This window comes from Neglectibacter timonensis (genome assembly GCF_900048895.1).
GTDB lineage: Bacteria > Bacillota > Clostridia > Oscillospirales > Acutalibacteraceae > Acutalibacter > Acutalibacter timonensis.
Genome location: NZ_LT160640.1, coordinates 204,901 through 228,882, shown reverse-complemented (window position 1 = coordinate 228,882; position 23,982 = coordinate 204,901). Strand labels below are relative to the sequence as shown.

Genomic DNA, 23,982 nt, shown 5'->3' with positions numbered 1-23,982 from the left:
CGAAAACAATGGCGGATTCACGGAACAGGGACATTTATTTGATAACCGGCAGAACTTGACCCGCCGGGATAAGGCTGGACTACCTCTTTCGTGCAGAGACCAACAGCATCATCGGACGGCGCAGTTCGTCCTTCATACCGGGCACATCCATCAACCGCTCCGGAGGCTGAGGCTCTGCTACACGCAGCAGTTCAAAGTTGTTTGTCAGCAGCGTGTCCAGATAGGTAGTCAGCGTCCGGTGATATTTAACTACTTCTTCGCCTAAAAAGCAGGCATGGCGTTCTCCTTCATAAAAATAGCGATCCACTGGGAAATGCAGAATTTCTCCGTTTTCATCCCGATACCAGTCCTGTGTGCCAAATGCAGTAAATACCGGATGCTCCACGGAAAACAGAAAATCCCCGCCGGGAGAGAGCCAGGCTTTCACCTGTTTTACCACCTTATCAAAAGAGGCAAGGTAGTGAAAAGCGAGGGAGCTCAACACCACATCGAAGCTCCCAGGTGGGAAATCCAGATCCTCAATGGGGCTGCACCGGTAAGTTACCTGAGGAAGCTGTGTCTTCCGCCGTGCAACCTGCAGCATTCTTTCTGAAATATCTACTCCCAATACAGAAGCGGCCCCGCTTTCAGCTGCATAAATACAGTGCCAGCCATAACCGCAGCCCAAATCCAGAACATGTTTTCCTGCAAAATCCGGCAGCATGGAGCGCAGCGTTTCCCATTCTCCCGCCCCAGCGAGTCCCTCCTGGGAACGGCTCATCTGACTATATTTTTCAAAAAACACAGGATCATCATATTTGTTTTCTTTCATAACCAATCTTCTTTCCTTTTAAACCCCAGAGAAATCCTTTTACTGCTTCCTGCCGAGTATCTCTTTTCCAGCTGGTTGTACTGCAGCAGAAAAAGTGCTATCCTGAATGCAAGCAGTATTTTAACAGAAAGGGTGTGCGTTTGACATGCTGTTTCTCGATACCTATCCAGAAATTCTCACCAGGTTTCCCGAAGGCCGGTTTTCCCTCTCCCTCTGGCGGGAGTATGCCGCCAACATAGCAGAGGAACTTCCTGATAAAATAGAACAGGATGTCTCCAGTTTTGATTTTCTTCAGATAGGGCTTCCCGTTGTACAGGCAGCCCTTCAACAGCAAGAAAAGCTTACACAAGCTCATGAATCTTTTCTTCTTGCTGTCCGCGGGCTTGAAGTCAACCTCGCACGACTTTTCCCTGACATGCCAGATGCCATCGTCCTTTTCTATCTGGGATTGTGCGATTCAGCCGGCTATGCCACCACACTGGCCGAAAAACCGGCCGTCCTGCTGGGTGTTGAAAAAATCATAGAGCTTGGCTGGTGCGATGAGAATGCCATGAAGGGCTTGCTCTATCATGAGCTGGGCCATCTCTGGCAATTAAGCCTGCGTTCTGTCCCAAGTCAGAACCTGCCGCAGGAACGCTGGCTATGGCAGCTCTATTCGGAGGGCGTCGCAATGGCTTTTGAGCAGGAGGTCTGCGGCAACCCCCTCACATTCCACCAAGATCAAAATGGCTGGCTGAATTGGTGCCTGCAGCAAGAATCCTGCCTGAAACGGGAATTTTACCGCCGGATACTGAAAAACGAAAGCGCCCAAGATTTTTTTGGAGACTGGAATAACTATCAGGGACACTCTGATGTGGGCTATTTTCTGGGAAGCCGGTTTATCCGTTTTCTCATGCGGGACCGCTCCCTGCGGGAAGCAGCCCTTCTCCCGCTGCCTTGTCTCTTGCCAGAGCTGGAAAATTGGGTCCAGTCTCCTACTTTTCCCTGAGCAAAATCCCGAATATTATTATTGTAATACAAGACCGCCCTCATTTCAAGGGCGGTCCATTTTTCTTTACAATTTCGAAATAAAGAGGTCAACTTTCATTCAGCCGCACAGGGGAAAACCCGTTATTTCAGTTCCACGATGGTCACGCCGCTCTCTCCCTCGCCATAAGTGCCCAGCCGAAAGCTCTTCACCTGGCCGCATTTGCGCAGATGTTGCTGAACTGCGGCCCGCAGTACACCGGTACCCTTGCCATGGATGATGGTCACCCGGGACAAATTCATTCGGGCGGCCCGGTCCAGAAAAGCGTCCACCTCCATCAGCCCTTCCTCCACGTTCTGGCCCCTAAGATCCAAATCAGTAGAAACCTCGGCGGAAACATTGGTTTTTGTCACGGTCCGTCCCTTCTGCTTCTGCTTTTGTTTTTCTCCCAGCAGCCTCAGGTTTGCAAGAGGTACCCTAGTCTTAATGATACCGGCCTGCACCAACGCCACACCGTCTTTCGGCGGTTCCAGCACTGTGGCGCTCTTATCGATATCAAAGATCAGCACATTGTCTCCAGGCACTAATTCCCGCGGAAGCTGATAGGAATCATTTCTGCGCTCCCTCACAGGGTCGGAAGCCTTTTCCAAATTTCTCATACCAGAACGCAGTCTGGCTTTCTGCTCAGCTGACAGTTCCTTATTTTTCTGCCGGCGCAATTCCTCCAGCTCATTTAATAGGGCGTCTGCCTGTTGACGGGTTTTTTGAACTATCTGTGCAGCCTCCTGCCGGGCACGCTCTATCTCCTGCCGGGCCTGGCGTTCCGCTTCCTCCCTGAGATGATCCGCTTCCTCGGCCTTCCGGTATGCTTCTCCGCTTTTCTCACGCAGCAGAGTAAGTTCATCCTCCATTTTCCGGCGGCTCTCTTCCAAGGTGCCGACTACCTGCTCAAACACACTGCCCTCCTGGGAAACCAATTCCCCGGCCCGGTCCACAATCCGTTCTTCCAGGCCAAGCCGCTTAGAAATGGCAAAAGCGTTGGATTTTCCCGGAACGCCGATTAACAGGCGGTATGTGGGGCGAAGCGTTGCCACATCGAATTCGCAGCTGCCGTTTTCCACACCTTTTGTCTGCAGAGCATATGCCTTGAGTTCCGCATAATGGGTAGTGCATGCCAGACGCGCTCCCTTCCTTCGCAGCTCTTCGATCACCGCCTCTGCCAATGCCGCGCCTTCAATGGGATCTGTCCCTGCCCCCAGCTCATCCAGTAAAACCAAACTGCTGCCGTCCGCTGCAGCCAAAATACGGATGATGTTAGTCATATGGGAAGAAAAGGTGGAGAGAGACTGCTCAATGCTCTGCTCGTCGCCGATATCTGCCAGGATATGACGAAACACAGAGACCTCGCTTCCCTCCTTGGCTGGAATCATCAGACCGCACATAGCCATCAAGTTCAAAAGGCCGATCGTTTTCAGTGCCACGGTCTTGCCGCCAGTGTTAGGTCCCGTGATGATCAGGCTGTCAAAATCCTTGCCCAAGGTAATATCGGTGGGCACCACCTTGTTTTTATCGATCAGCGGATGCCGGGCGCCGATGAGGGTAACCCTTCCCTGTTCATTGATCTGTGGTATTGTCGCTTTCATCCGGTATGCCAGATGCGCCTTTGCAAAAATCAGGTTCAACTCCACGGCATATTGGTAGCTCTCAATGGTGGAATCAGCGAAAGAGCCTGCCTCTGCGGAGAGTTCCAACAGGATACGCTGAATTTCCTCCTGCTCGTCCGACCTGAGTACCCGGATTTCGTTATTGGCCTCCACAACGCTCATCGGTTCGATGAAAACGGTGGCGCCGCTGGCGGAGGAATCATGCACCAGTCCGGGAATCTCTCCCCGAAACTCCGCCTTTACCGGTACCACATACCGCCCGCCGCGCTGTGTGACAATGCTTTCCTGCAGATGCTTTTGATGGGAAGCGGAATGAATCAGCTTGTCCAGCTGTTCCCGCACCCTGTTAGAAGCATTTCGAATTTTTCTGCGGATAGAAGCCAAGGCTGGGGACGCTGCATCGGCGACCTCTTCTTCATTCACAATGCAAGTGAAGATCTTGTCCTCCAGATATTTGTTCGGCGCCAAAATCTCAAAACGGCCGGAAAGAGCGTTTTTCATACCCTCGTTCTTGCTGTGCCATTGGGTAAGCGAACGGATTGCCCGCAGTGTTTCCGCCACATCCAAAAGTTCTCTCAGCCCCAGTCCGCCGCCTGCCTGGGCACGGCGCAGGGCATTGGTTACATTTTTCATTCCATAGAAAGATGGAGCCCCAAATTTAGCTGTAAGAACATAGGCGGCATCCGTCTCCTCCAGCAGCTGCTGCGCCTGAGTAGCCGTATGCACAGGCGCAATCAGCGCGGCCTTCTCTGCCGCATCGGCACAGGTTGTCTCCTGAGCCAGCATCTCCAATATTTTGTCGAGTTCCAAAGCTCGGTAATTCTTATCCATTGTCTTTCTGTATCTTCCTTTCTCAGGACTGCAAATACCGCAGAGTCCCTGTGTCACACATAGCACCAGCGCTGCCAGAAGGGCCCGCTTGACCCCAACACAAAAAGAAGCAGAGCCCTACACGCCGCCCCAAAGCCCGGACGCACTCCTCCTTGAAAAGTCAAAGGCAGGGATTGGACAGAATGCTCCCTTTCCTTTTTCTCCGTAAATAAAGCACAAATTCCCCGCGCCGGAGACAGTGCGTTTAAGATGCGGTTCATGTTCCCTGACCGTCTCCAAAACTGTTTTCTCCTGCAACCAATCATAGAATTGTTTGTATCTGGAATCTCAGAGCAGGCTGTTATAAAAATCCAATGTTTTGGGACGTTTTTGCAGGATATGCACCGCGTAGGCTTCTGCAGCCGTGACCAATTCCTTCTGTGCACCCGGTGTGATGGAAAAGGAAAAAACCTTTTCAAAATCCGAATAAATGATATGCCGCATCGCCGTGAGGGCGGCCCGGGACAACACGGCAAAGGGATCGCCCTTGGGAAGATAACATTTCTCACAGTAAATGGTTCCCCGGTTCACCTTAAAAAACATGCGGTCCGCCTCATAGACCCCGCACTCAGCACAACATACCAGATCGGGCATATAACCTGCAATAGACAGCATGCGCAGCTCTACGATAGGCTTGAGCAGCGCCTCAGGCTTTGTCCCCTCACAGAGGAAATGAAGGCCGTTCAGAACCAGCCGCAGATACTCTGCAGACTCTACCCCTTCCGGCACCAGCTCAAAAGCCAGCTCACAGAAATACTGTGCCAGCGAAAGCCTGACGATATCCTTCCGCAAACCGAAAAACACCTCGATGGGAAAGGCATCGTTAATTATGTATTTTTCCCGCCCCTTGTATAGGTTAAGGCGGGAATAGCAGAGCAGACCGGTAGCGGAATTCTTGCTGTCTTTCAGATTCTTCGCACGCCTCGCAAATGCGCGCACCACGCCCTCATCACGCGTTAAAACCGTTACCAACCGGTCGCTCTCGCCGATTGTCTGTTCCCTGATAATCAGGCCCTGCGTTTTTACCTGCACCTTGGTCCTCCTGGACCGGAACGGAATTTCTCATTTCCGTCCGGCTCCTGATCTGCGAATACCGGATGTAGTCCTCTATCTTGCCTGTGGAGCAGAAATGCTGCCAGGCTGTTTTTTCGTCCACAAACACGTGCGCGGCTCCTTTCCCACACAGTTTTGCCCGTGCGGCCAAGATTTTGAGAGTTTAGTGCTCAAAAAGCCCTCGGAGCAGCTTATTACAAACGGCGTCATCCCTGCTGCGGAAAAGAGGCAGTCTTTTCTTCCTCAATCCGCCGCTTCTTCTGTAAACTGCTCTTAAAGAAAAGTATTTGCAGACTGCTTACGTCTATGACAGGAAAATAATTGTCTGTTCGACATGAAGCGACAGACATTTCCGGATCCCTGTGTTTTTGCATAGAAAAATCCAACTGTCTTTACACAACGGAACCTGCCGGCCTATTTTGGCAGAGCTCTCTATAACTCGAAATCCTTCTCCGAAAAACCCAGACTTTGCAAGGTTTCCCGACGCTGACGCCAATCCTCCTTCACTTTCACCCAAAGCTGAAGGTTCACTTTGCAGCCGAAGAACCGTTCCAAATCTTCCCTGGCCGCTATGCCAATTTTTTTCAGCATGGCGCCGCCCTTGCCAATAATAATCCCTTTATGGTTGCTGCGTTCACAGAAGATGGTCACATCCAAATCCAAAATTCCATCCCTTTCCTTCATTCGCTCCGTAACGGCAGCGGTCCCATGAGGAATCTCTTTATCCAGCAGCCGCAGCAGTTTTTCCCTGACAATCTCAGAGGCGATCACCCTTTCCGGCTGATCGGTAAGGGTGTCCTCTGGAAAAAAATGGCCGCCGGGTTCCGCCATCTTTTTCAATTCCTCCAACAGTTCGCCCATGCCGCTGCCATCTTTCGCCGATACCGGCACAACCGCCGCAAAATCGTAAAGGGCGGAAAATTCCGCAATCTGTGCCATAAGTTCACTTTTATCAGCAAGCAGATCGATCTTATTGATTGCCAGCACAGCAGGGATGTGAGAAGAATGAAAGCGCCGTATCAAATCTTCATCTGCCTTTGATACTTTTCCGCCAGCCTCCGTAACCAACAGGCAAGCGTCCACGCCATTTATCGACTGAGTAACTGACTTCACCATATAATCCCCCAACGGGTTCTTCGGTTTGATCAGACCGGGAGTATCCAAAAATACCAGTTGGTATTCCTCTTCCGTAAGCACTCCCATAATACGGGTACGGGTGGTCTGCGGTTTTTTCGATACAATAGCGATTTTCTGGCCAATCAGCCGGTTGAGCACGGAAGACTTGCCTACATTAGGCTTGCCCACAATCGCCAGAAACGCCGAACGTTCCTGCGGGAGATTCTGATATTCCATAGAGCAGGATTCCATCCTTTCTTTTTCCAGCCGGATTTTACTCCGGCTTCTAAGCAGGTATTCTTCACAATCCCTTCCTGCAAAACCAATTGCGCATTTTGCGGAAGTCCCTGCACGGTTTTTTCCAGGGAAACGGAAGGCGGGGATACTCCCCGCCTATCTCTCTTTCTCATCAACTGCTTTGATCTGTCGAGAAAAAACTCATTGTCTTCTGCCGCCAAACCAACGCTCTGCCTGTTCCATCAACTTCACGGGACCCAAGAAAACAAACACCGCCGCAACAGCCAGCGAAAGCAGAAAAAGCACCAGGGATACCGGGTCGGTACAGATGGCCCAAAAAGCTTCCCACAGCTCTGGACGAAACAACACCACAATCCCAACCAACGCTGCAAATACAGCACAGATCAGCACAGCTCCCGCCGCCATATCTTTAATCACACGGATCAGATGATTGGTATGCTTCTGGGTAAAATCACAAAGTTTTTCTACGGAAGTATTCAACGTCTCCGCCGTCACCACAGAACCAATCGCCAAAAGCAGGCAAGCCATCTCTCCCCTGGTCAATTCTATTCTTGAGGCGAAAAACAGAACATAAACACACATGGTCAAATGGATGCGCATATTCCGTTCTGTCCTGATACAGTCCCCTACGCCGCGAAACGCGTCGGCAAAGCTACGGGCAATCGTCCGCTTTTTAGGATCAGTCGGCATCATAATAACTGCTGCTGGAGGGAAGTCCCAGCTGCCGCATCACTGTCTCCTCTTTTTCCCGCATCCTTACCCGGGCAAGTCCGCCGTTTTCATGGTCATAACCCAACAGATGCAGCATGGAATGCGCCGTCAGATAACCGATTTCCCGTTCTAGACTATGCCCATAGGTTCTGGCCTGTTCCATTGCCTTAGGTACAGATATCACAATATCTCCTAAAATCTTGGCTCCGGTTTCATGGTTGATGTCGTAGTTCCCGTTTTCTCCCATTGGAAAGGAGAGCACGTCAGTCTCTGAATCCTTATCTCTGTATTGCTGGTTCATCTCTCGAATCTGATCGTTATCCACAAAGGAAACGCTGATTTCAGCAGAATCCTGAAAGTCCTCTAACTGAAGTACCGCATGGCAGCACCGCCTGATCAGCATACGGACACCCGTCGGTATTTTCACTGCCTTCTGCCGGTTTGAAATAATGACTCTGATCTTCTCCATTCTTTTTCATTCCTTTCTATATTGTTCATCAGACTGCAAAAACTCTTTTCCCTACAGCTTAAACAGTCTTCCTCAGCCCCGTTCCTTCTATTTCGTGCGCTCTGCCCGCTCATAAGCCCGGATAATATCCTGAACCAGTCTGTGACGAACCACATCCTTTTCCGTAAACCGGAAGATGGCAATATCATCCACGTTTCGAAGGATCCGCACAGCCTCCTTCAGACCGGAGCGCTTGCCGTCCGGCAAATCGATCTGAGTGACATCTCCGGTTATAACCATTTTGGAATTAAAGCCAAGCCGGGTCAAAAACATCTTCATCTGCTCTGTAGTAGTATTCTGGGCTTCATCCAATATAATGAAGCTGTCATCCAGAGTCCTGCCGCGCATATAAGCAAGCGGCGCCACCTCGATGTTTCCCCGTTCTACAAAGCGCTGATAGGTTTCCGCCCCGAGCATATCAAACAGCGCGTCATACAGCGGGCGTAAATACGGATCCACCTTCTGCTGAAGATCGCCGGGCAAGAAACCCAGTTTTTCTCCCGCTTCCACAGCAGGACGCGTCAGGATAATACGGTTGACTTCCTGAGCCCGAAAAGCGGTTACCGCCATGGCTACCGCCAGATATGTTTTGCCGGTACCTGCGGGCCCTACCCCTATGGTGATGGTATTGTTCCGGATATCGTCGCAGTAAGTGCGCTGTCCCACTGTTTTCGGCTTGATGGGCTTTCCCTTGCTGGTGATACAGATACAGTCCCCTGCCAGCTTCTGCACCCTTTCTTCGCTGTCCTCTTCCACCATACGCATGCAGTATCGCACGTTCTGTTCCGTCAACGTTTCTCCACTGCCGAGAAGTGTGAGCAGACTGCGTATCGTACGTACGGCACGGGCCACATTCTCCTCGTCCCCTGTGATCTTCAGTTCCGAATCCCGGAACAGAAGCGTCACATGATATTCCTTTTCAATCAGCCGGATATTTTCATCAAAGCTGCCAAACAGTTCGGCAGCCTGCTCCATTCTGTCAAAATTAATGTTCTGTTCCAAAATTTTTCCTTAAATCCTCGATTCTCCTCTAATTTGTTCTTATTATAGCATAGGACAAATCTATACTTCAAGCAAAAATCCTATGAAAAATGCATAATAATATTTATTAAAATTAAATCAATTAACCAAAATCGTCTTTTGCTCTCCTATTTCCTCTTCACAACGACATTTTGCAGTCAAAATGCACATTCCATCGGCAAACGTATATTGCAAATCCTCCTTTATCACTCTTCCCCCCTGCGCTACGGCTGCTTTCTGCGCTTCTCTCAATTTCAGCAAAGCAGCATCCTTCATTTCTTCTTCAGTGAGTCTGCGCTCTTTTTCGATGAGAGATTCATAGACCTGCCGTTTCACCGCTACAGGTAAGCGCACGTCCAGCGCAGTAAGTGCATTTTCCTCCGTATATGTGTGGTATTCTTCCTCTGGAATCGTATTGAATCCCAGCGGGAGTTGCAGTCCGAAGAGTTCCAGGGACAGATTCACTTTCTTTTCCCCGCTCGGCTGTTTGATCCGTTTCACTCCGGAAACCTGTACCGTGAACTCCCTATAGGTTTCCGCCTTCACACTGCCCCGGGCCGCCCCGTAGGTGACCAGAGGATGTTCCGGCTGCGGCCCGTAAGGATCTACCTCCTGGGTGTATACGCCGGAAATCAGCAGCTGTCCCGCCTCTACGGTATCTCCCAAAGAAACCTCCGGCCTGCCATGATGCGCTTCCAAAGCCACCACCTTTCCTTCCCGTGCCGCCACAATGTTGGAAAGCTTCGTATCGTCCGTTATTTCCGGTTTTTTCTCACCTTCCTTTACTGAAATTTCCACAAAGCATCCATCTGTGTTCACAGTGGCCCAGCTGATTCCCTTCACCTCGCCCATAATACCGTAGGCCGCCTCTTTGGGACGAAAGGAATCTCGCCCGGCTCCCACATATATCCCATTAGTCTGACCAGCTCTGAGGAGCTCCGCTTCCGTCAGCAATTCTTCCCCAGTTACAGAAACGTTCCAGACGAAAGTAGAAAGAAACATATACAGGAGAATTCCGCCGGCTCCACCCAGAATCAATCCCTTTCTTTTCCAGACCCGATTTATCTGAAAAGGAAGGCCCTGCCTGTGAAGGATATGAAGTCCTGCACCGCATCGCCTTTTTACCCCACGCAGTTTTTTATACTCTCCAGCCCTGATCCAGGCGGCCGAATCTGTTCCTTCTTTCTGAAACCCCCAGAGGCCCAACCCACTTTTAGCCGCTATATTGAAAAAACGGGCTGCGTCGCCGGTAACCTGAAACCGAACGCAGCCTGTCAGCCAATGAAAAATCTTTTCCAACATGGCAACTCCTCCTAATACTGATATTCTACCCGAATAATGAAACCTTCAATTACAGCAGAATTCTCTGTCAGGCGCTTGAGGCGTAGGGAACGCCCTTCAAAACGTACTGTCAGCCTACCTGTCCTGACTATTACCTTCTCTTCATCATAGTCCACAATGCCGTCACAACCGTCCACTACCGCCCTGCGGTTTCCCGTCAGCGCGATGAGCGCTCCACCTGTCCCCCTGTTTTCCACGATATTTCCCCCTTCCGCCACCCTGTCGGCTGAAGAATATTATGTTTTTTTTGCAGAATTAATAACAGCATACCCTCATATTTATCCATATGGGCAACCGTGCCACACTGATTAGCAGAAAAGAGAGGACGCCGTATGGAGGCCATAAAACGATTTTTTTCATTTGAGGGGTTGTCGGCCAAATTTTGCGGAGCCGCATTTCTCGCTTTGGGAGCGGCATTACTGGCATTTCCGAAAGAGGTACAGGAAGCCACCCTATCCAGCGTAATCTATTGCCTGACCGTACTGGTTCCCTCCCTCTTCCCCTTTATGGCTTTAACCAGCTTTGCCGTAACCTCTGGCGCCGGAATCGCGCTCAGCAGAGTGCTTGGATTTCTTTCCCGGTATGTATTCCGACTTCCCAAAGTCTGCACCGCTTCCCTTCTCATGAGTTTTCTAGGCGGCTATCCGGCAGGAGCCCGCGGCGTATCCCTGCTCTGGAAGCAGGGAAGTATAACCCGGGAACAGGCAGGGCGTATGATGCTGTTCTGCGTAAATCCCGGAATCGCTTTTGTTGTTACCTTTCTGGGCGGCACAGTGCTTGGAAGCTTTTCAGCCGGCTGGCTTCTATTCCTATCAGTGACTGCCGCGGGGATTCTTCTAGGAGTTTTCACCGGATTGTTCGCAAAGTTTCCAGAAGAAAAGTTCGTGCCGGTACCTGCTGTTCCCGGAGGCGCCGTCATCCGTTCTGCGGTAGACGCCTGTTCGGGCATTTTAAAAATGAGCGCCTGTGTGGTGCTGTTTTCAGGTTTCACCGCTATCCTCCACGGCAGCGGCCTATACCAGTTTTTCGTCAAGCTACTTTCGGGACCAGGTCCTTTTTCCCAACCGGAAGCAGCTGCAGCGCTCTCTTTTTTCATTGAAGTGACCGGCGGCGTAGGAGACGCTGCAAAATTCCAGGTTTCTCCTCTGTTCTATGCATTTGGGCTTGCCTTTGCCGGTCTCTGCGTCCATCTTCAAGTCTTCTCCTTCTTTGAAGAATTCCCGGTTTCCAAATGCAAGTTTTTCCTTTTTCGCTTTCTTCACGGCTTTTTGGCGGCAGGTATTTATTCTCTCTTATCCCGGGTTTTTCCGTCAGCTGTAAACACAGCAGTACTTTCCGGCAGCCCTGTTGCCATTTCCGGCGGCCTGAGCGCCACTGTAGCAGGCGCCCTTTCTTTGCTGCTCCTGTGTTCCGCCTTCCTGCTGCTTTTGGGACGTGATTGCGAAACTAGACAGACTGTGATAAAATAAAGGACAACAAAGACAGATCGGAGAGACAGAGATGTTCAGGAAAAAGAAAAAGCCGCTGTTCGGGGCAAATATTCAGCCGGACTGCAGCTATTGCGAAAATAACATCGGAACAGAAACAGTTCCTGTTTGCGCTCTGCGCTGCAAAATGAGCGACGGGATCTGTAAAAAATACAGTTATGATCCTCTTATGCGCGAGCCAAAAGCCTCCCCGCCTCTGCGCGCCGGACAATATACGGCAGATGATTTCAAGCTCTGAAGAAACAGAGTGCTTGAAACCGCCACCTTGACTGAAAGAAGGAACCTGCTTGATAGCAGGTTCCTTCTTTCAGCTATTTCCTATTCTGTTTGCTCGAAGCAGGTATTCTCTGGCCTCTTGCTCATTTCGAAATTCCGGCCTTCTGCCGGTAAGGTATTCTGCCGCTTCTTCCCATTCCGAAAGAGGCCAATCCCGCAGAACTCCTATGCCATTGTGAAAACTGGAAGACCCCACGTATCCAGGCAAATCAGACAGATAATCACAGCCGGTTTTTTCGGCCAGCTCATCCAGCAGAGATTTCTCTTTCTCCAGCTTCATGCGCTATATACTGCCTCCTTTCTCCTTCTCATAGAGGGTATATCCGAAACGTCCCCGCTCCTTCGTTTGATAGAGCGCAGCATCTGCGTGCTGGTACAGTGTTTTGAAATCTGTTCCATCTTTCGGCGCAAACGCAACGCCGATACTTGTACTCATCTGCCAGCTCTTCTCCCCCTCTATGTAGAGACGGTTCAACGCATCGACCAGTTCTCTGGCCTTATTCTCCGCCCAAACTTCTTCCTTCACTGGCAGAAAAACCGCAAATTCATCTCCGCCCAATCGACCCAACAGGTCTGCCTCCCGGAAATGAAGCCTCAGCGTTTTGGTAAATTCCCGGATAACCCCGTCGCCAAACGCATGGCCGAAACAATCATTTGCCTGTTTAAAATGATCGATATCAAAGATAAAGAAAGCGTATTGCCTGTTTGAATTCTGCTGTAGACATGACTCTATTTGATGCTGTGTGGCCGTTTTAGTAAGCAGGCCTGTCATTTCGTCGGTCTGTGCCAGTTCCTGCATCCGGTATTCCTTTTTCTTTTCCGTATCGATATTCTGCCGGTATGTCAACATGTGCAACGATTGATCATTTTCCCAGATGATCAGCCGGGCTGTAATCCGCATCCAATAATAGTCTTGCCCATTTTGGCTGATCATAAACTCATATTTCAGAGTGTCTCTGCCTTCCTGATAGGCTTTTTGCACGTTTTCTGGAGAAAACATGGCAACATAGCCTGCTCGGAACTCCTTTTTAATCTGTTTGTCTGCAATGATATGCAGCGCCTTGTCAAAAGGAGTACCGGGAGGTGCGCCTAAACTTTCAAAATACTGCTCTGTGCTCCGGTTTGCAGGCCTGTTATGTGTGATATCCAGTTCATAGATGTTTTCATAGAGTTCTTCCGTGGCGCGTTCAAACATGGTTCTTCTCTCTTGCTCTACCGACTGCGTCAGCGAAACAATCTGCCTGTTAAACGACCGCATTACATGAGTGATCACATAAAGAATCACGCCGATGATAAGAAGAATTACCAAAACTGTATAAATCAGCTGCCGGTTGAGATCTCTCATCAGGAAACTGGTATCCCGCTCTACCACCAGATGCCATTGCAGTTCCGGCAAGTATCTGGCAACCACGTAGTCTCGCTTGGCGCCTGTTTCGTCTGTATTCCAGAAACTGTTGGCTATTCCGGCCTCCTTCCAGGAAAGGATCGTCCGGCACGCCTCTTCCCCATAGTTATCTATTTCGAAAAGGTTTCTTTCCTCAAATCCTGTATATTCCGTAGAGATTTCAATGGTCCCGGCATTGTTAATCAAGTACGCATTGACGCCAAAATCATCCTGATACTGCTGCAACATTCCCTGAAGGGAATCAATGCGTACGCCAACTCCCACAGCGCCCAACAGATTTCCGGAACTGTCCTTGATCTTACAGTTGACAAATACCGTGATCTCGTTTTCCGCCCCTGCTACCTCGTCATTATCCACGTTCATACTATATTCTTCTTTAGAATTCAGCAGGCCGTCATAATACCAGGCATTCTCCGGATCTCCCTTAACCAAAACACGGTCTAACCCATTGAAATTATAGTACCGTCCGGTGGCAGCAGAAACCAGAAAAACAGAGTCATAACCATATTTTGCCTGATACCCCTTGAGGTATTCTCGCAGAATATCAATATAGCCGGCCTCCTCCAAATGCCCTTCTTCCCGAGAGAGATAATCCTTCAGAAGACTGTCATTCGCCATGGTAAGCGAGACGTTCACAGGCTTTGTGAACGTACTGCTCATCTGGTAATAGACCCCTTCTGACGTCAGTCTGGATACCTGTTCGATGTTTTCAATGGAGGCACTGTAATTCGCCTGATAGCTGAGAACAGCTGTCACCAGAAAACCTGCAACGATAATAAGGCAGACAAGAATATTCGTGCGAAGCAAAATGTTTTTTTTCATGGAATTTGCAGCTCCTATCATTTGGGCTGTACTGCCTGATCATCGCTTGGCTGCCTGAAACTCAGGAAAGCCTAACCAGCGGATACTACGGTTTTAGCCTGGCGCGCAGCGCCTTTATCTTGATCCCTTGCGCAGAAAACATCTGCTCGTGTTCTGTAGTCAGATTTTCCGGATCCCGCTCTGCCAGAAGATCCTGGGAATCAAAAAAGATTTCCAGACCTGCTTCAGCGAAATACCGCTTGGTAGCAAGGTAAAGATCATTGTTATCCGTCTTGAACCATATTTCCCCATCCGGATCTAACAGCGTCTTGTATGTTTCCAGCTGGCGGGTGTGAGTGAGCCTTCGTTTATGTGCCCGTGCACAGGGCCAAGGATTGCAGAAATTTACGTAAATTCTCCTGATTCCTTCCCCGGCCGAAAAAACATCCTGCAAACGTTCAATGTTATAGGAACAAAGCGCTATGTTGTCCGGTTCTTCATCACCATAGGCAGCGGCAATATTCCTGCGCCCCACTCCCAGAATGTCACAGCTGATATCTATGCCGATCCAGTTTACTTCCCGGTTTTGACGGGCCGCTTCAGCCAGGAAAACACATTTTCCGCAGCCCAGATCCAAATAGATAGGCCGTTTATTTCCGAAACACGTCATCCAATTTCCCCTGTGCGCCTGTGGTTCAGCTATGAAATAGGAACAAGCACTCAATTCTGGTCTGGCCCACGTTTTTTTCCGAATTCTCATATTAAAACTCTATTGAAACGCAGGCCCGTCAAGGATTCCGTGACCTTTTTCAAAACCTGCGATTTCCTTTCATTCTTATTTCCTTTTTTGATACCGCTTTCACGGCAAGACTGGTATCGGTTTTTTCAGTGTATCACAAAATCGCGGATAGTTGAAGTCTTTTTCGAAACTGCTCAATCATCACCCCAGTTTTCACACAATCTCCTTTTCATCCGCTCAGTCCAGCTTTTCTTTCTCGGGCATAGCTTGAACCCGGAAGCAATCCGTAGTAAAATAGTTTCATGAAAGCACGCATATTTCAGTTGAGAAAGGCGGTTCTTGGGATGGGAAAAAGCGCAATTGTTTTGGAGGGAGGCTCCCTTCGATGCATGTTTTCTGCAGGTGTTACGGATGTGATGATGGAGCAGGGCATTGAGTACGATGGATTGTTCGGCGTATCAGCGGGCGCCCTCACAGGTGTAAACTTTGTTTCCCGACAGATTGGCCGGACCGCCAAGATCAATTTGGATTTCGTCAACGACAAGCGTTATTTGGGTGTGCGTAACCTGATATTCCATAAAAGTATCTTTAATTTTGATTTTCTATTTAATGAGGTCAGCGACACTCTGCTGCCGCTGGATCGGAAAGCCTTTCACCAATCTCCCTGCAGATATACGGCAGTCTCCACCAGCTGTCTCACCGGAAAACCAGTGTACAGTGAAAAGGAAACAAGTTCCGATATCTATGCAGCCATACGGGCCAGCGCCAGCATGCCCCTGCTTTCTCCTATGGTGCTGGTGGAAGGGGTCCCCTGCCTGGACGGCGGTATTTCTGTAGCGATCCCTTATCAAAAAGCGATTGAGGAGGGCTACGATAAAATTGTGGTGGTCACTACCCGGGAACATGGTTTCCGTAAACCCCAGGTATCCCGCCCCATGGCCCGCATGTATGCCCGCTATTATGGGAAATACCCCAACTTAGTACGCTGTCTGGTGGACGTTCCACGCATGTATGCCAAAGAACTGGACGAAATTGACCGTCTGGAGGCCCAGGGAAAATTGTTTGTAATCCGTCCACCCAAACCCGTAACAGTTTCCCACACAGAAAAGGATACCAAGAAACTCCAGGCCCTATATGAGGAAGGGCAGGCAACCTGCCGCCGGCAGTTAGAAGAATTGATTGCCTACCTGGAAACCTGATGCCGTCTTTTCTGTCCCGCTCCCGCTATTCATTGTGTTAGGCGTATGCCTGCTGCGGGAAAAAGGCTTATCACTTCCGACTGGGCCTTGCCCTGTTTTGCCTCTGCCCGGTTTTCGGCATGATCTATGTCAATTTCAAAAAGCGTTTTCAAAACAAATGAACTGTCTGGAAAGGAAAGAACAAATGAACTTTTTTCGAGTTGCACTGCTGCAGATGACTGCGGAAAAGAACCAGGAGGAAAACCTGAAAAAGGGGCTCGCCTTCTGCAGACAGGCGAAACAAATGGGTGCGGACCTCGCTCTCTTTCCAGAAATGTGGAACAACGGTTATTCCGTCAATCCCGATGTGGAGAAACTGAAACAGGGCGCCGTATCCTATGGCAGCCCTTTTGTACAGGCTTTCCGAGCTCTGGCAGCTGAGCTGGACATGGCCGTGGGAATCACCTATCTGGAGGAATACGACCCTTTGCCCAGAAACACGCTCACTGTCTTTGACCGGCACGGAAAAGTGGTACTGACCTACTCTAAAGTCCACACCTGTGATTTTGAAGCTGAGCGGAACCTGACCCCTGGCAATGATTTTTATGTGGCAGATCTGAACACAGCCACTGGCAATGTAAAATTGGGCGCCATGATCTGTTATGACCGGGAATTCCCAGAAAGCGCCAGAATTCTGATGCTCAAGGGTGCTGAGGTCATCTTAGTGCCCAATGCCTGTCCCATGGAGCCAAACCGGCTTTCCCAACTGAGAAGCCGGGCCTTTGAAAACATGGTAGGGATCGCCACCGCAAATTACGCCATAGGACAACCGGACTGCAACGGCCATTCCTCCGCTTTCGACGGTATCGCTTACGGCAAAACCTCATCCGGCTGCATTGGTCCTCGGGACACACTGGTTGTAGAAGCCGGTGAGGAAGAGGGAGTTTATCTGGCCATTTTCCCTATGAAAAAGCTGCGCGCCTATCGCAGTCATGAAATCCATGGAAACGCTTACCGGCATCCCCAAAAGTATCGGCTTCTGATTTCAGAAGCCGTTGAGGAACCCTATCTGCGGGAAGACTCCCGCAGATAGGAGACCTCTTAGAGCGTTACCGGATGAAGGATGCTGCTTCTGCCCAGTGAAAAGATCCGGGCCGCAATTTCTTGCGGCCCGGATCTTTTTTAGAAGGATTTCGCTTCTCTCCTTGCTTACGTTACGACATTTCTCGTTTGAACTTCCGGCGCTTATAGATAACAATCGCCACATAGACGGCTAGAAAGCCCAATATGATAGCCACCAGGACCGCTGACTCGCCGGGTCCGCCCATTTTCACTTCCGCCCATAATTTATCCACCAGCTTGCTGGTATCGTCCGGCAGGTTGATAAACACTTGGGTCCGTGCAAGGGTTTCCACATCAGGGTAATGAATAGGGCTGTTCACCATCTCCTCATCCATATACTCCTTAGCTGCAGTCTCCGGTGTGGAATACCCGATATAGTCCATATTCGCTCCTGCGATTTCCGGATCACAGAGAAAATCAATGTATTCCTCCGCTTCCTCTTTGCGGTTGGAGGTTGCAGGAATACAGATGCCGTCTACAAAATAGTTGGTACCCTCCTCGGGAACCACAAACTTGATATTGTCATTATTTTCCACCAGGATGGCCGCATCACCGGAATAGTAGGGTCCCAGCCATGCCTCGCCGCTCTCCATCTTGTCGAAGATTTGATCCATGACGTAGGCCTGTACCAATGGTTTCTGCTGTTTGAGCAGTTCTGCAGCCGCTTTCCAATCCTCAGGATCAGTTGTGTTCAGGGACTGTCCCAGACGGAATTGGGCGATAGCAAAGGAATCCCTGGGATTATCAAACATCAGCATTTTCCCTGCGTACCGGTCATCCCACAGAGCAGACCAACTGGTGATTTCCTCTTCAATATAATCCGTATTGTAAAAAAGTCCTACCACCCCCCAGGTATAGGGAACGGAAAATTTGTTTTCCGGGTCGTAATCCGGGTTTCGGAATTCCTCATCGATATACTGAAAATTGGGGATATTGGAAAAGTCCAGCTCTGCCAGCATGCCCTGATCAATGAGCTTGGAAATCATGTAGTCAGAGGGAATAATAATATCATAATCCGCACCGCCCCCGGCCAGCTTGGAATAAAGGGACTCGTTGCTGTCAAAGGTGGTATAATTCACTTGAATGCCTGTACGGCGGGTAAACTCCGCATTTACATCCATGGATTCATCCGTACCATTGGCAATGTATTCCCCCCAGTTATATACATTGATTGTCACACCCCGGCTGGGAGCTTTCTCCTCCTCCGCGCCCAAAGCCGCTATGCCGCAAAACGCGGCAAGAAGGAAAACCGTCAGGCAGGAAAACAGTCTCTTCATGCTGCCTCCTCCTCTCCCTGGTCGACGGTGCGCTTTTCCCTGGCCTGTCGGGTGTTCACTACAATAAGCAGCACCATTACCACAGCAAACAGCACTGTGGAAAGGGCATTGATCTCCGGGCTGATGCGTTTACGCGTCATAGAATAGATATAGATGGGCAGCGTCTGGGTGGTGCCGCTGGTAAAATAGCTGATAACAAAATCATCTATCGACAGGGTGAACGCCATGATCATCCCAGTGACAATGCCGGGCATGATCTCCGGAAGCACCACACGGAAAAAAGACTTTACCGGCGGACATCCCAAATCCTGCGCCGCCTCATAAAGATTCGGATCCATCTGCCTGAGCTTCGGTAGTACCGAAAGAATCACATAGGGCAGACAGAAAGTGATGTGTGCGGCAATTAACGAACCCATTCCCAGGGATCTGCCGCCGAATAATCCCACTGCGAACACAAACAGCAGCATCAAAGAAACGCCGGTTACAATTTCAGGGTTTACCATAGGAAAATTTGTAACATTCATCATAATGCGCCTGGGCAGCTTTTTCATGGAATTGATGCCTATGGCCGCCATGGTGCCCAGTACGGTAGAGGCTACCGCCGCCGCTATAGCTATAATCAGGGTGTTGCGCAGCGCCTCCAAAATCAGTCTGTCCTGGAACAGCTTCTGATACCATTTAAGGGAGAAGCCGCTCCACACAGTGCGGCTGGCCGTCTCCGTATCATTGAAAGAAAATACGATGAGCACCAGAATCGGCGCGTATAAAAAGAGAAAAATCAGAAAGGTGTAAATACGGGAGCCTGCTTTTTTCATATCATCACGCCTCCCCCTACATTTTCTCCATCATCGAACTGGTTCATGATCCCCATACAGATCAAAATGATCACCATTAGCACCAGAGAAATGGCAGAACCCAGGTTGGGATTGTAAGCGCTGCCCAGGAACTGCATGTCGATCAGGTCGCCGATCAAAAGATTTCCTCCCCCGCCCAGCATCTTAGAGATGATGAAAGTACTCACGGCGGGCACAAACACCATGGTCACGCCGGAGATCACACCGGGCATACTCATTGGCAGCACTACTTTTAGAAATACCTTGCGGTCATTAGCTCCCAAATCCTGTGCAGCCTCAATGACATTCTGGTCGATTTTGGTCAGTACGGAGTAGAGGGGAAGGATCATATAAGGGATGTAGTTGTATACCATGCCCAGCACCACGGCGCCCGCAGTGTTGATCATATGCACCCGGGGCAGGCCCACTGCGGCTAAGGCAGCATTGATTAGGCCGTTGTCCTCCAGCAGGGACATCCATGCGTAAGTACGAAGCAAAAAATTCATCCACATGGGCAGCATGACCAGCATCACCATCATACTCTGACGCTTCACGCTCATTTTGGAAATGATATAGGCCAGCGGATAACCCAGCAGCAGGGAGATCAGCGTAGCCAGGGCCCCCAGCCAAATAGAACGCAGAAACACATTGGAATACTGCCCCACGCTCAGCAGGTTCTCCAAAGTAAAATTCCCAGCCCTGTCAGTGAGGGCAAAATAGCCCACCAGCAGCATGGGCAGCACAATAAACACTGTCATCCAGATCGTGTAGGGCGCGGAGAGCGCTTTGGAGTTAGATTTCATCTGCCGCCCCCTCCTCTTCCTCAGAGGCCTCTTCCGAAGCGTTGATGTCCTCCTCCATCTCATCGCTGAAGGTGCTGTAGTCGCCAAAGGTACCGGAGTATTCCGATTTTTCCATCACGTGAATGTCATCCGGTCCCAGGGAAAGGCCGATACGCTCCCCCACCTCCCGGCAGTCCGTGGACTGGATCATCCATTTGAAGCCGGCCACATCCACAATGATTTCATAGTGCACTCCCTTGAAGGTGACATTTGTCACATCGCCCGTGATATGGGTGGAATCCGGCTCTACCACGTCAATATCCTCCGGGCGTATTACCACGTCCACCGGCTTATTTTTACCAAAATCGCTGTCCAGGCATTTGAATTTATGCCCTGCAAACTTTACCGTGTAATCTTCCAGCATCAGGCCATCCAGAATGTTCGATTCCCCGATAAAGTCCGCTACAAAAGCATTTTTCGGTTCGTTATAGATATCAGTAGGCGTGCCGATCTGCTGGATCACGCCGCCGTCCATTACAACTACGGTATCCGACATGGAGAGAGCTTCTTCCTGGTCATGGGTAACAAACAGGAAGGTAATACCTGTCTGCTGCTGAATTTTTTTCAGCTCAACCTGCATATCTTTGCGCAGCTTTAAATCCAACGCACCCAGAGGCTCGTCCAGCAGAAGAACTTTGGGCTCATTGGCCAGGGCCCTGGCAATGGCCACACGCTGCTGCTGTCCGCCGGAAAGCTGGCCGATTCCCCGGTGGGAATACCCAGTAAGGTTTACCATAGCCAACATCTCGTGTACGGTCTGCTTTACTTCCTTTTCGCTCTTTCCCTTCAAACGCATGCCGAACGCAATGTTGTCGTACACGTTCAGATGCGGGAACAGCGCATACTTCTGGAAGATGGTGTTCACCGCCCGCTTATGCGGCGGCAGATCGTTGATTTTCTTCCCATTAAAAAAGACCTCGCCGGAATCCGGTGTGATGAAGCCTCCAATTGTCCGCAGCACGGTGGTCTTCCCGCACCCGGAAGGGCCCAGCAGCGTGACAAATTCTCCATCCCGGATGTCGAGATTGAAGCTTTTGAGCACCTGCTCTCCATCAAACGAGACAGCGATGTCCTTGAGAGAAATAATGGTGTTTTCCAATTCTGATGCATCCCCTTTGCGGCGGCGCGGCGGACCGCGCCAAAATTTAGTTGCGTGTCTTATGTTATTCACACATAACCCGGCCCTGCTCATGAATGATTGCCTCCCGCAAAGGATGAGAACGAATTTTTTCCCCTACACAGAAAAAGGGCACCCGCAGATACGGGCGCGCCCGGCGTATAGGATGAAAACCGCGGCAAAGAAGCAGGGCCGCTTTTATACGGGTCCACTGTTACCTCCCGGAGCGGACCTTCTTTTTCAGATGCAAACGCAATGAGATAAATATAAGAAAAAAATAGTATTTTGTCAATCGTTTTCCAAAATTTTCTCTTGTATTCCTGAAAGCTGTTCTCCCGGCAGCCAGGACTTCTCTGAAAAATGCAGAATTTTCCTTTGACACATACAGTCTTCCAAAACCCGAAAAGAGATTGCAGATTCTGAAAAAACAGCGTCTGCATTCATAAAACAAAGGAACGTTACAGAAATAAATCTGCAACGTTCCCTCAGGTAAAATATGAAAGGACGAAAACCCTTATACTCTGGATCTTGCTGTTGTGCGAAAAGTCATATCGGAACGGGGGCTATAGCGTCTGGCTGCATCCTTTTCCGGTGAGCGGCCCTTTCTCCTGGCCCTGATATAAAGGATCCCGCCCCCCGCAGGAATAGACAGCAAAAGGAGAAAACAACCTGCACAGGCCCAAAAGTTCAGTGATTCCTTTTCCGGCACTACCGCAGTCAATTTAGCAGTCTCTTCTTTCTGTACAGTTTCCAGCCTCTCCGTATACTCCGCCGCCGCAGTCTCTGTTTTTGCCTGGGTCGCCAGACTCAGCGCTGTCACCGTTACCACTGTGAGAACCAAAACCAAAAAGAATGTCAGAAAGTTTTTTAATGTACGGCTCATATTTGCACTTCCCTTATTTCTTCGTCATCAATTACACTTTGATTACAACTATTACAATTTGGTTACATTTTAGCATGCTATTATCAGTATTGCAAGGTATATTTCCATTATTAACAGACTGTTCATAAACTTCTTCAAAATGTAGTAGAATTCGCAGTACTTTCCGGTAGAATAGCACAACGCGGAAGACCTTACGTGATTATAATCCACATAACAAATTTGTCACCTGCTCTCGCTTTTTATTCCGAGTCGTTCATGACAGACCACTTAGAATAAAGAAAAAGAAAAATTCAAGCAATAGGAGTCCAGGAAATATGATCCACCTGAAAACATTGTCACTACGTATAGGAAAAGAAAGATTTCTGTAACGACACAGAAACGCAGTTGATCCGCATAAAAAACAAGACGCCGACAGTATCAGGCGTCTTGACTTTCTTTTCATGCATTTCAGATACTGAGCCGCTGGGACTACATTCTCATATAAAAATGGTGTAGGCCGCTTACATTGAGACTGTTCTTTTGAGATTTGTAATCTTGTATCAAAGGGCTCCCCTTATATCTGGCAGCTTTGATCTGCCATAGGGACGTATCTTATTTACGATTCCAGTCTATTTTCCATGAAGAAAAAACCGCAGCAGGTGAAAAATCACCTTTCCGCGGTTTTTTACTCCAACAGATTACTATAAAGCATCTGCTTATTTGACTGGTAAGAAAACTTACTTCAGTTCCACTTCTGCGCCAGCCTCGACCAGCTTAGCCTTGAGAGCCTCAGCCTCATCCTTGGATGCAGCTTCCTTGACAGCCTTAGGAGCGGCGTCAACGATAGCCTTAGCTTCCTTCAGGCCCAGGCCGGTGGCTTCCTTAACAATCTTGATCACGTTGATCTTGTTGGCACCAGGAGCCTTCAGGACAACGTCAAACTCGGTCTTCTCTTCCTCAACAGGAGCAGCAGCAGCGGGAGCAGCCACAGCAACGGCAGCGGGAGCAGCGGCGGATACACCGAACTCTTCCTCGAGAGCCTTAACGAGCTCGGAGAGCTCCAGAACAGTGAGGGCCTTGACTTCTTCAATCAGATTGGTAACCTTTTCAGACATGGTAATGTACCTCCAAAAATAGTAGTATCATTCAATTTTTCTGCCGGAACATATCCGGCGGGACGCCTGTACTTTAAGCGGACTGTTTCTCAGCAATGGCATTGAGGGCAATCACTAGGCCGCGAATGGTGCCGTTAAGCACATTGGCAAAGCCCTGAATCGGGGCGTTGAAGCCGCCGAGCACCTGGGCCAAAAGGACTTCCTTCGGGGGAAGCTGAGCCAACTCGCCGATACTGGCCGCGTCGACAGCGCCGCCGTCGATAAAGCCCGCCTTCACCTGGAACTGGTTGTTCTCCTTTGCATAATCGGAAAGAATTTTCGGAGCGTCCACATAGCTACTCTCGCTGTAAGCGATAGCCGTGGTACCGTTCAGGAATTCCTCCAGACCGTCGATGCCGGCCTCCTTGAACGCGAGAGAGAGCAAGGTGTTCTTCACAACCTTGTACTCGCAGCCCGCCTCACGAAGCTGCTTTCTGAGCTTGGTATCCTTTTCCACAGTGATGCCGCTGTAATTGACGAGCACGCCGACATTGGCCTTCTTGAAGGCTTCGGTGAGCTCTGCAACCTGCTGCTTTTTCTGTTCGAGAATTTTCTCGCTGGGCAATTCAT

General features: G+C 49.8%; 23 protein-coding genes. 4 read left to right on the top strand and 19 right to left on the bottom strand.

From position 1 onward, the window contains the following. Positions 1-79 precede the first annotated feature (79 nt). On the bottom strand, positions 80-811 hold the full coding sequence (locus tag BN3911_RS09960) for a class I SAM-dependent methyltransferase (RefSeq protein ID WP_066864934.1): 732 nt from the start codon (positions 809-811) through the stop codon (positions 80-82). 145 nt (positions 812-956) lie between these two features. On the opposite strand from BN3911_RS09960, the gene BN3911_RS09955 reads away from it, so the two are divergent. Further along, positions 957-1,799, top strand: a complete 843-nt coding sequence (locus BN3911_RS09955) for a hypothetical protein (protein ID WP_066864931.1) — start codon at positions 957-959, stop codon at positions 1,797-1,799. 122 nt (positions 1,800-1,921) lie between these two features. Here BN3911_RS09955 and BN3911_RS09950 read toward each other — a convergent pair whose 3' ends face one another. From BN3911_RS09950 to BN3911_RS09910, 8 genes are all read right to left on the bottom strand, one after another. Next, a complete protein-coding gene (locus BN3911_RS09950; RefSeq protein WP_066864928.1) occupies positions 1,922-4,273 on the bottom strand; it encodes an endonuclease MutS2 in 2,352 nt (783 codons plus the stop codon). A 327-nt stretch (positions 4,274-4,600) separates the two neighbouring features. After that, complete coding sequence (recO, locus tag BN3911_RS09945; protein ID WP_066864925.1) at positions 4,601-5,344, bottom strand: DNA repair protein RecO; 744 nt, start codon at positions 5,342-5,344, stop codon at positions 4,601-4,603. 453 nt (positions 5,345-5,797) lie between these two features. After that, complete coding sequence (gene era / locus BN3911_RS09935; protein ID WP_066864919.1) at positions 5,798-6,718, bottom strand: GTPase Era; 921 nt, start codon at positions 6,716-6,718, stop codon at positions 5,798-5,800. Between the two features lie 201 nt (positions 6,719-6,919). Next, on the bottom strand, positions 6,920-7,432 hold the full coding sequence (locus BN3911_RS09930; RefSeq protein WP_082942225.1) for a diacylglycerol kinase family protein: 513 nt from the start codon (positions 7,430-7,432) through the stop codon (positions 6,920-6,922). Then, positions 7,419-7,919, bottom strand: coding sequence for an rRNA maturation RNase YbeY (ybeY, locus tag BN3911_RS09925; RefSeq protein WP_066864913.1), 501 nt, complete (start codon positions 7,917-7,919; stop codon positions 7,419-7,421). The genes BN3911_RS09930 and ybeY overlap by 14 nt, the downstream gene beginning before the upstream one ends. 87 nt (positions 7,920-8,006) lie before the next feature. Next, positions 8,007-8,963 carry a PhoH family protein gene (locus BN3911_RS09920; protein WP_066864910.1) on the bottom strand — a complete coding sequence of 319 codons (957 nt, stop codon included), beginning with the start codon at positions 8,961-8,963 and terminating at the stop codon, positions 8,007-8,009. Between the two features lie 114 nt (positions 8,964-9,077). Beyond that, entirely contained in the window at positions 9,078-10,280 is a 1,203-nt protein-coding gene (locus tag BN3911_RS09915; RefSeq protein ID WP_066864907.1) for a sporulation protein YqfD, read from the bottom strand. 11 nt (positions 10,281-10,291) lie between these two features. Then, the gene (locus BN3911_RS09910) at positions 10,292-10,516 is read right to left on the bottom strand and encodes a YabP/YqfC family sporulation protein (protein WP_066864905.1); all 225 of its coding nucleotides are present in this window, start codon (positions 10,514-10,516) and stop codon (positions 10,292-10,294) included. Positions 10,517-10,651: 135 nt separating this feature from the next. On the opposite strand from BN3911_RS09910, the gene BN3911_RS09905 reads away from it, so the two are divergent. After that, positions 10,652-11,788, top strand: coding sequence for a hypothetical protein (locus BN3911_RS09905; protein WP_066864902.1), 1,137 nt, complete (start codon positions 10,652-10,654; stop codon positions 11,786-11,788). 325 nt (positions 11,789-12,113) lie between these two features. Here the strand turns inward: BN3911_RS09905 and BN3911_RS09895 are convergent, their stop codons facing one another. From BN3911_RS09895 to trmB, 3 genes are all read right to left on the bottom strand, one after another. Beyond that, on the bottom strand, positions 12,114-12,362 hold the full coding sequence (locus BN3911_RS09895) for a hypothetical protein (protein ID WP_066864897.1): 249 nt from the start codon (positions 12,360-12,362) through the stop codon (positions 12,114-12,116). Between the two features lie 3 nt (positions 12,363-12,365). Beyond that, complete coding sequence (locus BN3911_RS09890; RefSeq protein ID WP_066864894.1) at positions 12,366-14,309, bottom strand: sensor domain-containing diguanylate cyclase; 1,944 nt, start codon at positions 14,307-14,309, stop codon at positions 12,366-12,368. 85 nt (positions 14,310-14,394) lie between these two features. Further along, the gene (gene trmB, locus BN3911_RS09885; RefSeq protein WP_066864891.1) at positions 14,395-15,048 is read right to left on the bottom strand and encodes a tRNA (guanosine(46)-N7)-methyltransferase TrmB; all 654 of its coding nucleotides are present in this window, start codon (positions 15,046-15,048) and stop codon (positions 14,395-14,397) included. 323 nt (positions 15,049-15,371) lie between these two features. Between trmB and BN3911_RS09880 the strand changes: the two genes are divergently transcribed. Together BN3911_RS09880 and BN3911_RS09875 are read left to right on the top strand one after the other, a co-directional pair. Continuing rightward, positions 15,372-16,226 (top strand): patatin-like phospholipase family protein, encoded by an 855-nt coding sequence (locus BN3911_RS09880; protein WP_066864888.1) that lies wholly within the window; start codon positions 15,372-15,374, stop codon positions 16,224-16,226. Between the two features lie 184 nt (positions 16,227-16,410). Further along, positions 16,411-17,298 (top strand): carbon-nitrogen hydrolase family protein, encoded by an 888-nt coding sequence (locus BN3911_RS09875; protein ID WP_066867739.1) that lies wholly within the window; start codon positions 16,411-16,413, stop codon positions 17,296-17,298. 121 nt (positions 17,299-17,419) lie between these two features. Here BN3911_RS09875 and BN3911_RS09870 read toward each other — a convergent pair whose 3' ends face one another. From BN3911_RS09870 to rplJ, 7 genes are all read right to left on the bottom strand, one after another. Then, the gene (locus tag BN3911_RS09870; RefSeq protein WP_066864885.1) at positions 17,420-18,604 is read right to left on the bottom strand and encodes an ABC transporter substrate-binding protein; all 1,185 of its coding nucleotides are present in this window, start codon (positions 18,602-18,604) and stop codon (positions 17,420-17,422) included. Next, positions 18,601-19,419 carry an ABC transporter permease gene (locus tag BN3911_RS09865; protein WP_066864882.1) on the bottom strand — a complete coding sequence of 273 codons (819 nt, stop codon included), beginning with the start codon at positions 19,417-19,419 and terminating at the stop codon, positions 18,601-18,603. Before BN3911_RS09865 ends, BN3911_RS09870 begins: the two co-directional genes overlap by 4 nt. Then, positions 19,416-20,240 carry an ABC transporter permease gene (locus tag BN3911_RS09860; RefSeq protein ID WP_066864879.1) on the bottom strand — a complete coding sequence of 275 codons (825 nt, stop codon included), beginning with the start codon at positions 20,238-20,240 and terminating at the stop codon, positions 19,416-19,418. The genes BN3911_RS09865 and BN3911_RS09860 overlap by 4 nt, the downstream gene beginning before the upstream one ends. After that, positions 20,230-21,378 (bottom strand): spermidine/putrescine ABC transporter ATP-binding protein, encoded by a 1,149-nt coding sequence (gene potA / locus BN3911_RS09855; protein WP_066864877.1) that lies wholly within the window; start codon positions 21,376-21,378, stop codon positions 20,230-20,232. Before potA ends, BN3911_RS09860 begins: the two co-directional genes overlap by 11 nt. A 532-nt stretch (positions 21,379-21,910) precedes the next feature. Next, a complete protein-coding gene (locus BN3911_RS09845; RefSeq protein WP_066864871.1) occupies positions 21,911-22,279 on the bottom strand; it encodes a hypothetical protein in 369 nt (122 codons plus the stop codon). Positions 22,280-22,995: 716 nt separating this feature from the next. Further along, entirely contained in the window at positions 22,996-23,373 is a 378-nt protein-coding gene (gene rplL / locus BN3911_RS09840) for a 50S ribosomal protein L7/L12 (protein WP_066864868.1), read from the bottom strand. Between the two features lie 73 nt (positions 23,374-23,446). Next, positions 23,447-23,977 carry a 50S ribosomal protein L10 gene (rplJ, locus tag BN3911_RS09835; RefSeq protein ID WP_066864866.1) on the bottom strand — a complete coding sequence of 177 codons (531 nt, stop codon included), beginning with the start codon at positions 23,975-23,977 and terminating at the stop codon, positions 23,447-23,449. Positions 23,978-23,982 lie beyond the last annotated feature (5 nt).

Bases quoted from the DNA above. Each gene is read 5' to 3' on its own strand.
- BN3911_RS09960 (WP_066864934.1), bottom strand. From the start codon at position 811: ATGAAAGAAAACAAATATGATGATCCTGTGTTTTTTGAAAAATATAGT.
- BN3911_RS09955 (WP_066864931.1), top strand. From the start codon at position 957: ATGCTGTTTCTCGATACCTATCCAGAAATTCTCACCAGGTTTCCCGAA.
- BN3911_RS09950 (WP_066864928.1), bottom strand. From the start codon at position 4,273: ATGGATAAGAATTACCGAGCTTTGGAACTCGACAAAATATTGGAGATG.
- era (WP_066864919.1), bottom strand. From the start codon at position 6,718: ATGGAATATCAGAATCTCCCGCAGGAACGTTCGGCGTTTCTGGCGATT.
- BN3911_RS09930 (WP_082942225.1), bottom strand. From the start codon at position 7,432: ATGATGCCGACTGATCCTAAAAAGCGGACGATTGCCCGTAGCTTTGCC.
- ybeY (WP_066864913.1), bottom strand. From the start codon at position 7,919: ATGGAGAAGATCAGAGTCATTATTTCAAACCGGCAGAAGGCAGTGAAA.
- BN3911_RS09915 (WP_066864907.1), bottom strand. From the start codon at position 10,280: ATGTTGGAAAAGATTTTTCATTGGCTGACAGGCTGCGTTCGGTTTCAG.
- BN3911_RS09905 (WP_066864902.1), top strand. From the start codon at position 10,652: ATGGAGGCCATAAAACGATTTTTTTCATTTGAGGGGTTGTCGGCCAAA.
- BN3911_RS09895 (WP_066864897.1), bottom strand. From the start codon at position 12,362: ATGAAGCTGGAGAAAGAGAAATCTCTGCTGGATGAGCTGGCCGAAAAA.
- BN3911_RS09890 (WP_066864894.1), bottom strand. From the start codon at position 14,309: ATGAAAAAAAACATTTTGCTTCGCACGAATATTCTTGTCTGCCTTATT.
- trmB (WP_066864891.1), bottom strand. From the start codon at position 15,048: ATGAGAATTCGGAAAAAAACGTGGGCCAGACCAGAATTGAGTGCTTGT.
- BN3911_RS09880 (WP_066864888.1), top strand. From the start codon at position 15,372: ATGGGAAAAAGCGCAATTGTTTTGGAGGGAGGCTCCCTTCGATGCATG.
- BN3911_RS09875 (WP_066867739.1), top strand. From the start codon at position 16,411: ATGAACTTTTTTCGAGTTGCACTGCTGCAGATGACTGCGGAAAAGAAC.
- BN3911_RS09870 (WP_066864885.1), bottom strand. From the start codon at position 18,604: ATGAAGAGACTGTTTTCCTGCCTGACGGTTTTCCTTCTTGCCGCGTTT.
- BN3911_RS09865 (WP_066864882.1), bottom strand. From the start codon at position 19,419: ATGAAAAAAGCAGGCTCCCGTATTTACACCTTTCTGATTTTTCTCTTT.
- BN3911_RS09860 (WP_066864879.1), bottom strand. From the start codon at position 20,240: ATGAAATCTAACTCCAAAGCGCTCTCCGCGCCCTACACGATCTGGATG.
- BN3911_RS09845 (WP_066864871.1), bottom strand. From the start codon at position 22,279: ATGAGCCGTACATTAAAAAACTTTCTGACATTCTTTTTGGTTTTGGTT.
- rplL (WP_066864868.1), bottom strand. From the start codon at position 23,373: ATGTCTGAAAAGGTTACCAATCTGATTGAAGAAGTCAAGGCCCTCACT.